Below are 14,008 nucleotides of genomic sequence, written 5' to 3' on the forward strand. Positions count from 1 at the left end.
TCACGGAGTGGTTTCAGCGGTCAGTGTGGCATCTTCCACGCGGAAGAATTGCGCACGTCCGTCCAAACCTTCAAACAGCGCCCGGTCCGTACCTGTCATCCAGGCCTGGACGCCAAGCGCCACGATTTCATCAAACAGGTAGCTGCGGCGTTCTGCATCCAGATGCGCCACAACCTCGTCAAGCAACAGCAATGGGCCAGCTCCGCGCGCTTTGCTTTGCAAGCGGGTGTTGGCCATAATCATCGATAGCAGCAGGGCCTTCTGTTCGCCCGTAGAACACTGATCTGCGGACTGGTTCTTGGCATCATGCCATACCAGCAAATCACTGCGCTGCGGCCCGACGGAAGCCCCGCCATAGGTGGCATCACGTGACCGTCCGTCGCGCAATGCCGCCCGCATCCTGTCTTCAACCTCGATCGCCGGTAGCTGTTCCAGCCAGTTTTCAAGATCCCCTGCAAGCGCAAGTCTTGCCGCCGGAAACGGTCCAACAACCATTGTTCCGGCGCGGCCAAGCTTTGCCAGCAACTCAGCACGTGCAACCGCAACGGCAATTCCGTGGCGAACCATCGAGTCTTCGATCGAGGCCAGCCACTTGTCGTCCCCTTTGCCTTCTTTCAAAAGCTTGGCCCGGCTGCGCAGGCTGTGCTCATAGGCCGCTACCCGGCTGCTATGTTCGGGATCAAGGCCGTAAACCAGCCGATCCAGAAAACGGCGGCGCGCCGACGGACCATCCAGAAACAGACGATCCATTTGCGGCGTCAGCCAAACCGCGGCACAAACCCGCCCCAGCGACGCCTGACCGCGCTGGTTGTCACCATCAATACGCACAGCCCGTTTTTCACGCCCCTGCGCAAGAGCCGCAGGATCAAGGCCCGATCCGACCTGATAGTCCCCATCCGGCGTGGTCAGCTGTGCCGACACGGCCCATGCCCTTACGTTTCCCTCGTCTTCACCGGGAACCCTGCGCGATATCTCGCCCAGCTTGGCCCGTCTTAAGCCGCTTCCCGGCGATAAAAGCGATACTGCTTCAAGCAGATTGGTCTTTCCTGCCCCGTTCGGGCCGGTCAAAACCACCGGTGCCCCGTCAAGCGACAGGCGCAGACTTTCGTAACACCGAAAATCACCCAGTTGTATACGGGAAACGGCAAGACGGTTCGTCATGGACGTACCGTCTTGGGGTGGAAGATTATGGGCAAGAACAGCCACAGCAAAAGTGCGCTAACCGTCAGACGCGCATCGGCATCAGAACGTACAATGCCGAAAGATCATCGGTATCACGCAGAATGGTTGGCGATGACCCGTCCGACATCAGAAGGTTCAGGGTGTCCCCCTTTACCTGCTTGGCGATATCGAGCAAATAACGCGAATTGAAACCGATTTCGATGTCATCGGCATCATAGTTGATTTCGAGTTCCTCGGATGCGGTTCCGTGTTCCGGGCTCGACGCGGAAAGGGTCAGGGTATTCCCCGACATGACGACTTTGACCGCACGCGACTTTTCGATCGAAATAGCGGAAACGCGATCAACAGCATCGGCAAAGGCTTTGCACTCGATATCAAGCGTCTTGTCATTGCCAGACGGAATGACACGCTCGTAATCCGGGAAGGTGCCATCAATCAGCTTGGAGGTCAGCACTGCCTTGCCAAAACCAAAGCGAATTTTGGTGTCGGACATGGCGATGTCTACCGCTTCGCCGGTTTCCTCGATCAGCTTGCGCAATTCGCCAACGGTTTTCCGCGGCACAATAACGCCGGGCATGTTTTCCGCCCCATCGGGAAGCGGTGCCTCGACCCGAGCCAGACGATGGCCATCAGTTGCAACAGCACGCAGGATTTTGGTTCCTTCTGCGTCGGTCGCATGGAAATAGATACCATTCAGATAGTAACGGGTCTCTTCGGTCGAAATCGCAAATTCCGCACGATCAATCAGACCGCGAAGTTCCGCCGCGGCAAGGCCAAAGCTGACCGGAAGCTCACCACCGGACATGACCGGGAAGTCATCAACCGGAAGAACCGCCAGATTGAATTTCGAACGACCAGCAGACAGGGTAAGACGCCCTGCTCCCGGCTCAAGCGCGATTTGCACCTGCGAGCCTTCCGGCAACTTGCGGACAATCTCGTAAAGGGTATGGGCGGGGGTGGTGGTTGCACCGGCTTCACTGACTTCTGCAGTGGTGGTTTCAATCACCTCAAGATCCATGTCCGTTGCAGTCAAAGACAGCTGATCATTCTCTGCCCGCAGCAAAATATTGGACAGAATCGGAATGGTATTGCGCCGTTCGACCACACTTTGAACATGGGTCAAAGATTTCAACAGAGCCGCGCGTTCAATGGTCAGCTTCATGCCCGTCCTATCCGTCTGTCAGTATTGGTTTAACAAATTGATTTATAATCGATTTTGTCGCTTTTGCTTCACCCTTTCGGGCAAGGCGGGCGCATTATAACATGCATGTCGGGAAATCGAAGGATTTTTACGGCTTAAACCCAAGCAAACAAAACGAGTCGTTGTATATTTTCCCACCCAATGCACGCAAAAGGCGGAACCCCGCGCGGTGCCTGATTTTCAGCCCGTTGGTCACCGTAAAAATCCGATCGGAATCAGAACGGGTCACCGTTTTCAAACCGTGACCCGCCCAATTATTTTCGAAATCGCAATCAGCCTTCAAGCATGCGACGCAGCAGGTCGATATCCTCGGACAGCGAAGGATCGCTCACATGCAGTTCTTCGATTTTGCGAACGGCATGCATGACGGTCGTGTGGTCACGACCACCGAATTTGCGACCGATTTCCGGCAGGGAATGCGTCGTCAATTGCTTGGACAGGTACATCGCGACCTGACGCGGGCGGGCAACGGCCCGGGCGCGACGGGCGGAATGCATGTCCGACACCTTGATATTGAAATGCTCGGCAACTTTTTTCTGGATTTCTTCAATCGAAACCCGGCGTTCGGATGCACGCAGAACATCGTGCAGCACGTCCTGAACCATCTCGAGACTGATTTCACGCCCGACAAGTTGTGCGTGAGCAATGACGCGGTTCAGCGCACCTTCGAGTTCACGCACGTTCGCGGTGATCTTGTGAGCCAGAAATTCCATCACGCGCTGCGGCAGCTCAATATTCTGGCGTTCCGCCTTCGATTCGAGGATGCCCAGACGCAGCTCGTAGGTCGTGGCATGAATGTCAGCCACCAGACCGGAGCCCAAACGGGAACGCAAACGTTCCTCGATATCTTCAAGGTCCGAAGGTGATTTGTCGGCGGATACAATGATCTGACGCCCTTGGTCCACCAGTGCATTGAAGGTGTGGAAGAATTCTTCCTGGGTCGAGTCCTTGCCGGAAATGAACTGAACATCATCGACCATCAGCACATCAACAGACCGGAACTGATCTTTGAAATCAACGGTGTTCTTGTCACGCAGAGCCCGGATGAACCGGTACATGAATTTTTCGGCAGACAGGTAAATCACCGTGCGGTGCGGTTGGGTGCGACGAATGTGCCACGCAATTGCATGCATAAGGTGGGTTTTACCAAGGCCGACACCGCCATAAAGGAACAGCGGATTGAAAGGCACCGATTCGGCTTCGGCCAGACGGCGTGCTGCCGCATAGGCAAATTCGTTCGGCTTGCCGATCACGAAATTGTCGAATGTATAACGCGGATCAAGTGCGGCCGATATGCCGTCATCGGACATGGTGCCAATTGCCTTGCGACCGCCGGAAACCAGACCTTTTGCATTGCCCGCATAGGATGGGCTGGAACCTTCGACACCAGTCACCTCGTTCGCGACTTTATCCAGCCGTGTGACATCGTCACTGATGCGACCACGCGCACTGCCACTTCCAGACTGAGCACCTGAATTCGAAGCGGAGGAAGAAGGCGGGCTTTTCTGACCATTACCATTTGCCGGTTGAACAACAACGATCTCGACAAAATGGATGTTCTCATCCTCGGAATGCCAGAAGGACTGAATACGATCCAGATAGTGCTGAGTTACCCAGTCACGCATTGCACGCGTTGGCGCACCAAGACGCGCAACACCGGCTTCGACCGCGATCAATGCGACGGGATCAAGCCAATAGCGATAAGCTGTCGCGCCAAACTCCGAACGAAGCTTTTCGCGAACAATCTGCCATGTCGCTTTCGCGTGATCGTCTAGTGCCGCCTGCTGGTCACCCGGAATCCCCCCGTTGGACTCCCCGAGTGCCGATTGCGTTCCCCTAACGGCGTGCTGCACTGTTAGAACCTTTCCCCGCTTAATCAATCTTCACTACCAAACAAAACGCGAAAGACAAAAAAGTACTCGCCCGCGTTGATCACAAACATGATCAACACGCCTGTCTTCCACCAAGTCTTGGAAGCGTACTCGCGCCTTTTGTTTTTTGGTTCTTCGTCTTTCGCCGCGTTGCGCGGCCAGCGAAGTCAAAACACTGTACTGATGCGATCCGCATCAGGCAAGGCGATCTTTAACAGAACGTTAAAAGGATTTCGGCACCAAAACAGTCCTTTGTTTGTGCGGTTTTTTGCGATGCCGCAACCAAGGAACAAAAGGTGATTCGACGAAATCCGGGCAGCGAAAAGGCCGTGCTACAAGCACGGCCTTCGACTCGCCATCCCGTAAGGGATAAATTAAAGCGCTTTGACGCGAGCGGTCAGACGCGAGACCTTGCGAGCGACGGTGTTCTTGTGCAGAACGCCGAGCTGCGCGCCACGTGCCATTTCCGGCTCTGCAACTTTCAGCGCAGCCAGAGCGGCATCTTTGTCGCCAACGTTCAGCGCAGCCTCGACCTTCTTAACGAAGGTACGAATGCGACCGATGCGTGCACCATTAACTTCTGCACGTGCGGCGTTGCGGCGAATGCGCTTCTTGGCCGATTTATGGTGAGCCATTGCGAACCTGTCTCTTAAAACAAATGTTACGTAATTCGGAGCGCGGCTTATAGCTCCGTCGGAAACCCTCGTCAACCCCCGATACCTTCAATCCCGCTGAATTTCCGCGGTTTGCGACTCTTTACTACTGCAAGGCAGCAATGCATCGCAGGTATCGGGGTACGATCCAACCCGAATCAGCGATGATTGAAGTCCGGTTTTCTCTTTTCAGCAAAGGCTTTCATGCCCTCGGCCCGGTCATCGAGCGCAAATGTCGAATGGAACTCGCGACGTTCAAACATCAGACCTTCGGTCAGAGACATTTCATAAGACTTGCTGACACTCTCCTTCGCCTTCATCAGAACCGGGCCAGAGAAAGAAGCAATTTTATCAGCCAGTTTCATCGCTTCTTCCATAAGCGAGTCGGCCGGGACGACTCGTGCGACGAGTCCCGAGCGTTCTGCTTCTTCAGCATCCATCATCCGACCGGTAAGGCACATTTCCATTGCTTTGGATTTGCCAATGGCACGCGTAAGGCGCTGCGTTCCGCCAGCACCCGGAATGGTTCCGATGGTGATTTCCGGCTGACCGAACTTTGCCGTATCCGCAGCAAGAATGATGTCGCACATCATCGCAAGCTCGCAACCGCCGCCAAGCGCAAAGCCCGCGACCGCGGCAATAACCGGCTTGCGGCAGCTCGCCACCCGTGTCCAGCCCTTGGTGATGAAGTCGCTCTTATAGACATCCATATAATCATAATCGGCCATTTCCTTGATATCGGCCCCGGCCGCAAAGGCCCGTTCCGATCCGGTAATGACGATGGCGCGAATGTTTTCGTCATTTTCGAACTGATCAAGCGCCCCACCGATGTCGGTGATCAATGCCGCACAAAGCGCGTTCAAAGCCTGGGGACGATTAAGAGTGATCAGGCCGACATTGCCCTTAACCTCGGCAATGATGTTCTCGTAAGACATGCTGCAATCCTTTGTCGGGAATCAATCCGCTTACATTTGCGATCCGATTCGGTCGAAGACATATTTTGATACTGTTTTACCGATTTTATTTCCAAGCCGCAACCGGACCCGACAGAATCACCGGATTATCCGAATTCTGTCACACGCGTTTCCAGCAAAAGAAAATGCAAAAAGCCTATTTCTGGCAGGTAGGGCAGAAGAAGGTTGATCGACCAGCCTGAACAATCCTGCCCACGTCGCTTTCGCAGCCATCCGCGGTGCAGCTTTCGCCTTCCCGACCATAAACCCGGAAGCTGTGCTGGAAATAACCCAGCTCGCCATTGGCCTGACGATGATCTTTAAGGCTGGAACCACCGGCGGCAATCGCGTCCTCAAGAACCAAACGGATTTCACGATAAAGACGTTCGATCTCGTCCTGTTTCAAATCCTTGGCCAGACGGTCCGGTGCGATGCCCGACCGGAACAATGCTTCGCACACATATATATTGCCAAGCCCTGCGACCAGTCGCTGATCAAGCAACACCGTCTTGATCGGGCTTGCCCGCCTGGCGATTCCTGCGGCCAGGACGGCGGCGTTGAAACTGTTACCCAATGGCTCCGGCCCGATGCCAGCCAGCATCTTGTGGCTTGCAACCTCATCAGCCGCAATCAGGGTGATGACACCGAACCGGCGGGGATCGGTAAACCGAACCACAGCGCCCCCCTGCATGACAAAATCGACATGATCATGCTTTGCCGGAGCTGGAACACCCACAGCAGGATCATCGAAGATCGTCATGCGGCCGGACATTCCCAAATGAACCAGCAGAACCTGCCCGTCATCCAGATAGCCCAGAATATATTTCGCCCGACGGGTCAGCTGATTGATCCGACGTCCCGCCATCCGCCCCACAAAGTTTTCCGGAAACGGAAAACGCAGGTTCGGGCGGCGCTGAACAACGTGATCAACGACAACCCCTTCCATCACCGGCGTCAAACCGCGTGTCACCGTTTCGACTTCAGGTAATTCGGGCATCTGGAAACTCGCAAAATGAAAGGAGAAACATATCTAGAACCCGGCCCGCTGATTGGCAAGCCGGCACACCAAACATCATTGTCGCCATTACAAAGTAACAATGGACGATGACCACCAAGTACATATGATTGCGCCGCTTATTACCACCCGGCGCGTCTGCCCCACCTTACGTGCCATCCACAGGATTTCAGTCAATGGAATTTGGCGTTGATCTTTTACTGATACTTTTTACGGTCGCCGCGTTCGCCGGCATGGTTGATTCAATTGCCGGCGGCGGCGGATTGATTACCATCCCGGCCCTGCTTTGGGCGGGTATTACACCGGCACAGGCCTTGGCAACCAACAAGCTGCAGGGCAGTTTTGGCAGCCTGACATCTTCAATCAACTTTATCCGCAAGGGCTATGTCGATCCCCGCGATATGGTATTGGCAATCGTCCTGACATTTGCCGGATCGGCACTTGGTACCGTCCTGGTGCAGATGCTTGATGCCAGCATCCTGCTTAAAATCCTTCCGGCTCTGTTGATCCTGATTGCACTTTATTTTCTTTTCTCGCCACGCGTTGGCGATATTGACGCGCATCAGGTTATCAGCAAGTCGGTCTTTGCCTTTACCGCAGGCTTTGGCATCGGCTTTTACGATGGCTTTTTCGGACCGGGTACCGGATCGTTCTTTTCCATCGCTTTTGTCGCTTTGCTTGGTTTCAACATGACAAAGGCAACAGCCCACACCAAGGTTCTGAACTTCACATCAAATTTCGCATCGCTTGTGATGTTCATTGCAGGGGGCGAAGTTGTCTGGATGATCGGCCTTGTCATGGCTGTCGGCTCATTGATCGGGGCCCAGATCGGATCTCATCTGGTGATGAAAGTCGGTGCAAGGCTGGTACGGCCGCTTCTGGTTGTTACCTCGATTGCCATTTCGATCAAGCTGATCATCGATCAGCATGGCAGCACCATCAGCCAGTATTGGGATCAAATGCGGGTCTGGATCGGATAGAAACCCGGTTTCCTCATTCCCAAGCAAACAGCAAAAAGCCCGCCGCGACATTGTCCGGCGGGCTTTGTTTTTGACATTCAATTCATTCAGGCGCTGGCAGTCGTCTCGATAAAGACTTCGTCAGGACGGTCAATCAGGTGGCTCCAGATCGAAAACAGCAACGCGATCACGGCAATTCCTGCGCCAAGCCAAGGGATATCCTGATAGGAAACGCCCTGTGTAATTGCGATACCACCGAACCAGGCACCCGCAGCATTACCAAGATTGAATGCCCCCTGATTAAGGGTCGACGCAAGGTTCGGTGCATCGGTCGCTTCGTTGACCACCCGCATCTGAAGGGGGGACACCAGTGCAAAGGAAACCACACCCCAGACAAAAACCGTTGCCACAGCCGGGATCACATTGGTGATCGTTTCAGCAAATACGACCAGTATCGCAATCAGCAGAACAAACGTCGCAATGATCGCGGGCATCAGGCGCCAATCACCCAGACGGCCACCGATATAGTTGCCAATCGTCAAACCTGCGCCGAACAGCAACAGCACATAGGTTACCTGTCGCGCTGAAATGCCGGTGATATTCTGCAGCATCGGAGTGATATAGGTAAACACGCTGAACATGCTGGCCGCGGCCAGAACACTGATCAGCATGGCAAATATAACCTGGGTTTTAAGCAGCGCACGGGCTTCCGCCATCAAACTACCACCCGTCGCCGCGATCTTGCGTGGCAAACAGAAATAAAGCGCGACAGCCGCAATCATACCGATCACAACAACCGCCCAGAAAGTCGAACGCCAACCCAGTTCCTGACCGAGAGCCGTACCAAACGGAACCCCAAGCACATTGGCAAGAGTAAGCCCCGAAAACATCAGGGCAATGGCCTGAACCCGTTTATGCGGTGCAACAAGGTTAGCAGCAACCACCGCACCCAGACCAAAAAACGCCCCATGGCAGAAAGCAGTGACCACACGGGCCGCCATCAGAAGCCAGTAATCCGGTGCAATCGCGCACAGGAAATTGCCAATGATGAAAATCGCGATGAGCATCATCAAAGCATGCCGACGATCCATTTTGGACGTTGCAATCGCAAGGAACGGCGCACCAAACGTAACACCCAACGCATAACCGGTTACCAGCAACCCGGCATCGGGAATGCTGACACCAAGATCGACCGCCACATCCGGCAACAAGCCCATAATGACAAACTCGGTCGTCCCGATCCCGAAGGATGCAAGGGCGAGGGCAAGGATCGGAAGGTTTCCAAAGAAACCTGTGCGGGCAACAGCAGCTGTCATGATCGATATGTCCAAGGGTGCCAGGCACCAATGCGGGATAATGGGGCGACAGGATTCGGGAGATTTTCGAAACGCTTGAACCGACCGAAAATTGAAACGATTCAATTTTGCGTGCAGCGCACAAATTTCACCATCGCAAAATTGGCATAAAAACTATGCAATCCCGTCACAACTGAAACAGGCCCGGTTGAACACCGAGCCTGTCAGAAAAACAAAACGGATAAATCCGGATCAGGAGAGTTCGTCAACGATACGTTTTGCAGCTTTAACCGGATCGTCGGCCTTGGTAATCGGGCGCCCGATCACCATCACATCTGTGCCCATCGCAACGGCATCATGCGGTGTGACAATACGTTTTTGATCATCAGAACTTGACCAGGCCGGACGAATACCCGGGGTGATCAATTTGAAATCCGGCCCACAAGCAGCACGTACCGCGGTAATTTCCTGTGCGGAGCACACAACTCCGTCCAGACCGGCCTTTTGGGTCAGTTCCGCAAGTTTGACGACACGCTCGCTGATCGGTCCAGCCAGACCGACATCATCAAGATCACCCTGATCAAGGCTGGTCAGGACCGTTACGGCAATCACCCAAGGAGCATCGACACCCGCCTTGTCAGCAGTTTCACGTGCTGCTTCCCCGGCACGCTTCATCATTTCAAAGCCACCCGTCGCATGAACATTCACGATCTTGAGACCAAGGGGCGTTACGGCGCGGATGGCACCGGCAACTGTGTTGGGAATGTCGTGATATTTGACGTCCAGAAAAATCGGCAATCCGGCCTTGGCGACTTCACGGACACCCTGCGGGCCGTGGGCTGCAAAGAATTCCTTGCCAAGCTTCGCGCCGCCAATCACCCCGGACAGATTTGAAGCCAGATCAATTGCATGAGCAAGATCAGTGGTATCAATGGCACAAAAAATCCGATCGTGCGGGGCAAGCTTATCGGTCATGGTGTCCTCCGGCGGGCTGGAATTTCATCATCGGCCCACGAAGATGCGACGGACCGGGCATGACTTAGCCGATTTCGCCTGAAATACCAATCCCGAATTGGCCATAACCTTTGGCAGGATTCCTCTCAGGATGCCTTTTGCTGGCTGATCACCTTGTGATCATTCGATATGTCGCTGCCGGTTTCATCCGGACGCAGTCTGCGCAGCTCGCTATCCATCCGCTTGACGGCACGGCGATGTTTGCCATGTACGAACCATTCATACGTCAACCCGATACCAAGCCCGATCAACAATGCCACCATGATCGGCAGGAAAAGCGGCATGTCAATTTCATAAGGCAAGGGCCACAAAGACAACGTCACCAGCGCCCGGTTCGACACGGCAAAAATCGCAATCAGGATCGCAAGCGGGATGGAGATGATCCAGTAAAGAATGCGCATTTCAACTCCTCGTGCCGGCATGCAAAAAGGCAGGGGTCATAGCCCACGCACCGGCTGAAACCAGAGAATGGACCCGATATGGTTAAACGGAAACATGTGCAAATGAATTTGCAACCATCCTGCAGAATTTCCACAAGACTGGTTTAGCGCAGTTCACACGCCAACAGCAAGCCGATCAAACAGGCTGCGATCAGTTAAGACGTTCGCGCAACTGCTTGCCAGTTTTGAAATAGGGAACCTTTTTCTCGCCCACAGGTACGGCTTCACCGGTACGCGGATTGCGTCCGACCCGGGAATCACGCTGCTTTACGGAAAATGCGCCAAAACCACGCAGCTCGACACGATCCCCGCGTGCCAGCGCTTCGGTAATTTCGTCAAAGATCGTCGCCACGATCCGCTCAACATCGCGCTGATACAGATGAGGGTTCATCTCGGCCAGCCGGGCGATCAGTTCTGATTTTGTCATATTCAGGCCCCATCCTGTTCGTTCTGACAGATATCCAATCAACCAAAGGTTAGATTACGTCACGTCGGCGCTTTCACTCAGGTTGCCAGACAGTCAGCAAACCGTCAAGTTTAAGCCCCTCAGATGACAGCATTTTTCCGATGTTTCCTTCGAACAATGCCGTCATAAGGGAGTCTTCCGGATAATCAATTTCGAGCGGCACGACTGCCGCATCCGGCGATACTCCCATTTCGTCCTGCAGCCAGCGCAAAGCTTCGCGACGACCACCAATCTCGTCGATCAGACCATTGGCAACAGCCTGCCGACCGGTATAAACCCGGCCATCGGCCAGTTGACGCACGGTTTCGGTATCCATACCGCGTCGTTCGGCAACCATGTCGACAAACACGCCAAACATGTCTGAAATCAGGCTTTCCATAGCCGATCGCGCGGCATCATCCGTCGGTTCGAACGGGTTCGGAACGGCTTTAAGCGGGCCACTTTTAACCGTCAGCGGCTCTACACCCAGTTTTTCCAATGTGCCGGTAAAGTTCATCGACTGGAAAATCACACCAATCGATCCGGTCACCGTTCCGCGATGTGCGATGATGTAGTCAGCGGCAATTGCCGTCATGTAACCACCAGACGCGGCAACAGTTCCCATTTCGGCAACGATCGGACGGGTTTCGCCAATCCTGCGCAGACTCTCAAAAAGCGCCTCGCCACCGACCATCGTACCGCCAGGGCTGTTGATATGGACGATCAGACCCGCGACATCGCTGTCTCCCTCAATCTGCTCCAGCGCATCAAGAAGGTAGGGATCCTCGGTAATTACCCCTTCGATATTCACCTCGACAATGCGCGGGCCAATATTGCCCCACACCACGTCGTCCGCACCGCTGCGCGCAAAGGCCACCACGATGGCAATGATGATTGCGACCACCGCCAGCACCCGCCAGCGGAAAATCGATTTTTTCAAACGTCGACGATCAAGAAGGATATCGGCATCAAGTGCCATTTAATGCGCCCCGGTATTCAGTAATGAACTAACAGCTTCAAAAACCTGCCTTTTCAAATGGTTTTTCTTCATTCGCTTGGCAAGGACAAAAACTGTTTGAAATCAAAATTCTCGCTAAAAAATGACATCGCAGCGGCAAAGTCGCGTCCAAACCGGGAATTTTGGACAAAAGCGACAAAAAAACGGGCCGTGCAACGCACGACCCGTCTTTGTGATCTGCCAGAGCAGATCCTGTCCGATCAGGAACAAATGCCTTATTCGGCACCTTCCTGTTTCTTGCGAAGTGCTTCGCCAAGGATATCGCCAAGCGATGCACCGCTGTCAGCCGAACCGTAATCCGCCATGGCTTTCTTCTCGTCAGCAACTTCGAGAGCTTTGACCGAGAGGGTAACCTTACGGGTTTTGGCGTCGATCGTGGTAACACGCGCATCGACTTTCTCGCCAACCGCGAAACGTTCCGGACGCTGGTCCGAACGGTCACGTGCGAGTTCAGCCTTACGGATGAAGCCTTTAAGATCGGTGCCACCAACAGCAACCTCGATACCACCGTCGTTAACTTCGGTGATTTCACAGGTTACGGTTTCACCGCGTTTGATGCCGGTAACGGCTTCTTTGAACGGGTCACCTGAAAGCTGTTTGATGCCAAGCGAGATACGCTCTTTCTCGACGTCAACGTCAAGAACCTTGGCTTTGACGATGTCACCTTTTTTGTATTCTTTGATGACTTCTTCACCAGCGCGGTCCCATGACAGGTCCGAGAGGTGAGCCATACCGTCGATACCACCCAGAAGGCCAATGAACAGACCGAATTCGGTGATGTTCTTGACTTCGCCTTCGATCTCGGACTCGACCGGATGAGCAGCCAGGAAGGCATCCCACGGATTCGAGGTGCACTGCTTGAGACCAAGCGAGATACGGCGTTTCTGTGCATCGACGTCGAGCACCATGACTTCGACTTCCTGCGAGGTCGAAACGATTTTACCCGGGTGAATGTTTTTCTTGGTCCAGGACATTTCGGAAACGTGGACCAGACCTTCGACACCAGCTTCGAGTTCGACGAATGCGCCGTAATCGGTGATGTTGGTGACACGGCCTTCGAATTTCGAACCGACCGGGTATTTAGCTTCGACACCTTCCCACGGATCAGCTTCAAGCTGTTTCATGCCAAGCGAGATACGCTGGGTTTCGCTGTTGAAGCGGATAACCTGAACCTTGACGGTCTGACCGATCTGAAGTGCTTCAGACGGATGGTTGATACGCTTCCATGCGATGTCGGTGACGTGCAGCAGGCCGTCAACACCGCCGAGATCGACGAATGCGCCGTAATCGGTGATGTTTTTGACAACGCCGTCAAGAACCTGACCTTCCTGAAGGTTCTGGATCAGTTCGGCGCGCTGTTCAGCACGGGTCTCTTCGAGAACGGCACGACGCGAAACCACGATGTTACCGCGCGAACGATCCATTTTCAGGATCTGGAACGGCTGCGGATTGTTCATCAGCGGGGTAACGTCGCGAACCGGACGGATGTCAACCTGGCTGCCCGGCAGGAATGCCACGGCGCCCGACAGGTCAACAGTGAAGCCGCCTTTAACACGACCAAAGATGGTACCGTCAACGCGTTTGCCTTCGTTGAACTGTTTTTCAAGCTCGACCCAGGCTTCTTCGCGACGCGCTTTTTCACGCGACAGAACGATTAGGCCATCTTTGTTTTCATAGCGATCGACATAAACATCAACGGTATCGCCGATATTAACGTCGCCTGCGCCAAATTCTTTGAGCGGCACGCGGCCTTCGGACTTCAGACCCACATCGACGATTGCATCGTCGTCGGTGGTTTTGACGACCGTACCGGTCATCACGCGGCCAATAAAGCCTTCGTCTTCAGAACCGAGGCTTTCGGCCAGCAGGGCGGCGAAATCTTCGCCGGTGGAGAATTGTGCTTCTTCAGCGGTTGTCATTAAAGAGACTTCCTTTCGAGTGTATCGTCACTATTCCGGCCAA

Annotated in this window: 13 protein-coding genes; 1 reads left to right on the forward strand and 12 read right to left on the reverse strand. The window is 54.1% G+C overall.

Features of this window, described 5'->3' with window-relative positions; all coding sequences use genetic code 11:
• The 6 genes from recF to mutM all read right to left on the reverse strand — a co-directional run bounded on the left by recF (position 1) and on the right by mutM (position 6,857).
• Positions 1–1,161, reverse strand: coding sequence for a DNA replication/repair protein RecF (gene recF / locus AUP42_RS05570; protein ID WP_062949738.1), 1,161 nt, complete (start codon positions 1,159–1,161; stop codon positions 1–3).
• A 64-nt stretch (positions 1,162–1,225) separates the two neighbouring features.
• Entirely contained in the window at positions 1,226–2,344 is a 1,119-nt protein-coding gene (dnaN, locus tag AUP42_RS05575; protein ID WP_062949740.1) for a DNA polymerase III subunit beta, read from the reverse strand.
• Between the two features lie 311 nt (positions 2,345–2,655).
• Positions 2,656–4,236, reverse strand: coding sequence for a chromosomal replication initiator protein DnaA (gene dnaA / locus AUP42_RS05585; protein ID WP_082824673.1), 1,581 nt, complete (start codon positions 4,234–4,236; stop codon positions 2,656–2,658).
• Positions 4,237–4,628: 392 nt separating this feature from the next.
• A complete protein-coding gene (rpsT, locus tag AUP42_RS05590) occupies positions 4,629–4,889 on the reverse strand; it encodes a 30S ribosomal protein S20 (protein ID WP_062949743.1) in 261 nt (86 codons plus the stop codon).
• Between the two features lie 176 nt (positions 4,890–5,065).
• The gene (locus AUP42_RS05595; protein ID WP_062949745.1) at positions 5,066–5,842 is read right to left on the reverse strand and encodes an enoyl-CoA hydratase; all 777 of its coding nucleotides are present in this window, start codon (positions 5,840–5,842) and stop codon (positions 5,066–5,068) included.
• Between the two features lie 175 nt (positions 5,843–6,017).
• Entirely contained in the window at positions 6,018–6,857 is an 840-nt protein-coding gene (mutM, locus tag AUP42_RS05600; RefSeq protein WP_062949747.1) for a bifunctional DNA-formamidopyrimidine glycosylase/DNA-(apurinic or apyrimidinic site) lyase, read from the reverse strand.
• 194 nt (positions 6,858–7,051) lie between these two features.
• Here mutM and AUP42_RS05605 point away from each other — a divergent pair, with 194 nt between their 5' ends.
• On the forward strand, positions 7,052–7,855 hold the full coding sequence (locus AUP42_RS05605) for a TSUP family transporter (protein WP_062949749.1): 804 nt from the start codon (positions 7,052–7,054) through the stop codon (positions 7,853–7,855).
• Positions 7,856–7,941: 86 nt separating this feature from the next.
• On the opposite strand, the gene AUP42_RS05610 is transcribed toward AUP42_RS05605, so the two are convergent.
• The 6 genes from AUP42_RS05610 to rpsA form a co-directional block, all read right to left on the reverse strand.
• The gene (locus AUP42_RS05610) at positions 7,942–9,150 is read right to left on the reverse strand and encodes an MFS transporter (RefSeq protein WP_062949751.1); all 1,209 of its coding nucleotides are present in this window, start codon (positions 9,148–9,150) and stop codon (positions 7,942–7,944) included.
• 231 nt (positions 9,151–9,381) lie between these two features.
• Entirely contained in the window at positions 9,382–10,104 is a 723-nt protein-coding gene (gene pyrF, locus AUP42_RS05615) for an orotidine-5'-phosphate decarboxylase (protein WP_062949753.1), read from the reverse strand.
• A 125-nt stretch (positions 10,105–10,229) separates the two neighbouring features.
• Positions 10,230–10,544 carry a LapA family protein gene (locus tag AUP42_RS05620; protein ID WP_062949755.1) on the reverse strand — a complete coding sequence of 105 codons (315 nt, stop codon included), beginning with the start codon at positions 10,542–10,544 and terminating at the stop codon, positions 10,230–10,232.
• 190 nt (positions 10,545–10,734) lie between these two features.
• On the reverse strand, positions 10,735–11,010 hold the full coding sequence (ihfB, locus tag AUP42_RS05625) for an integration host factor subunit beta (RefSeq protein WP_007088342.1): 276 nt from the start codon (positions 11,008–11,010) through the stop codon (positions 10,735–10,737).
• A gap of 73 nt (positions 11,011–11,083) precedes the next feature.
• Positions 11,084–12,007 carry a signal peptide peptidase SppA gene (sppA, locus tag AUP42_RS05630; protein ID WP_062949757.1) on the reverse strand — a complete coding sequence of 308 codons (924 nt, stop codon included), beginning with the start codon at positions 12,005–12,007 and terminating at the stop codon, positions 11,084–11,086.
• A 254-nt stretch (positions 12,008–12,261) separates the two neighbouring features.
• Positions 12,262–13,965, reverse strand: a complete 1,704-nt coding sequence (gene rpsA / locus AUP42_RS05635) for a 30S ribosomal protein S1 (RefSeq protein WP_062949759.1) — start codon at positions 13,963–13,965, stop codon at positions 12,262–12,264.
• Positions 13,966–14,008 lie beyond the last annotated feature (43 nt).

The organism is Thalassospira lucentensis (assembly GCF_001613805.1).
Taxonomy (GTDB): Bacteria; Pseudomonadota; Alphaproteobacteria; order Rhodospirillales; family Thalassospiraceae; genus Thalassospira; species Thalassospira lucentensis_A.

What these genes read in the sequence shown, in the direction of transcription:
- AUP42_RS05620 (WP_062949755.1), bottom strand. Translation starts at nt 10,544, where the DNA reads ATGCGCATTCTTTACTGGATCATCTCCATCCCGCTTGCGATCCTGATT.
- ihfB (WP_007088342.1), bottom strand. Translation starts at nt 11,010, where the DNA reads ATGACAAAATCAGAACTGATCGCCCGGCTGGCCGAGATGAACCCTCAT.
- dnaN (WP_062949740.1), bottom strand. Translation starts at nt 2,344, where the DNA reads ATGAAGCTGACCATTGAACGCGCGGCTCTGTTGAAATCTTTGACCCAT.
- mutM (WP_062949747.1), bottom strand. Translation starts at nt 6,857, where the DNA reads ATGCCCGAATTACCTGAAGTCGAAACGGTGACACGCGGTTTGACGCCG.
- AUP42_RS05610 (WP_062949751.1), bottom strand. Translation starts at nt 9,150, where the DNA reads ATGACAGCTGCTGTTGCCCGCACAGGTTTCTTTGGAAACCTTCCGATC.
- rpsT (WP_062949743.1), bottom strand. Translation starts at nt 4,889, where the DNA reads ATGGCTCACCATAAATCGGCCAAGAAGCGCATTCGCCGCAACGCCGCA.
- pyrF (WP_062949753.1), bottom strand. Translation starts at nt 10,104, where the DNA reads ATGACCGATAAGCTTGCCCCGCACGATCGGATTTTTTGTGCCATTGAT.
- rpsA (WP_062949759.1), bottom strand. Translation starts at nt 13,965, where the DNA reads ATGACAACCGCTGAAGAAGCACAATTCTCCACCGGCGAAGATTTCGCC.
- AUP42_RS05595 (WP_062949745.1), bottom strand. Translation starts at nt 5,842, where the DNA reads ATGTCTTACGAGAACATCATTGCCGAGGTTAAGGGCAATGTCGGCCTG.
- recF (WP_062949738.1), bottom strand. Translation starts at nt 1,161, where the DNA reads ATGACGAACCGTCTTGCCGTTTCCCGTATACAACTGGGTGATTTTCGG.
- AUP42_RS05605 (WP_062949749.1), top strand. Translation starts at nt 7,052, where the DNA reads ATGGAATTTGGCGTTGATCTTTTACTGATACTTTTTACGGTCGCCGCG.
- sppA (WP_062949757.1), bottom strand. Translation starts at nt 12,007, where the DNA reads ATGGCACTTGATGCCGATATCCTTCTTGATCGTCGACGTTTGAAAAAA.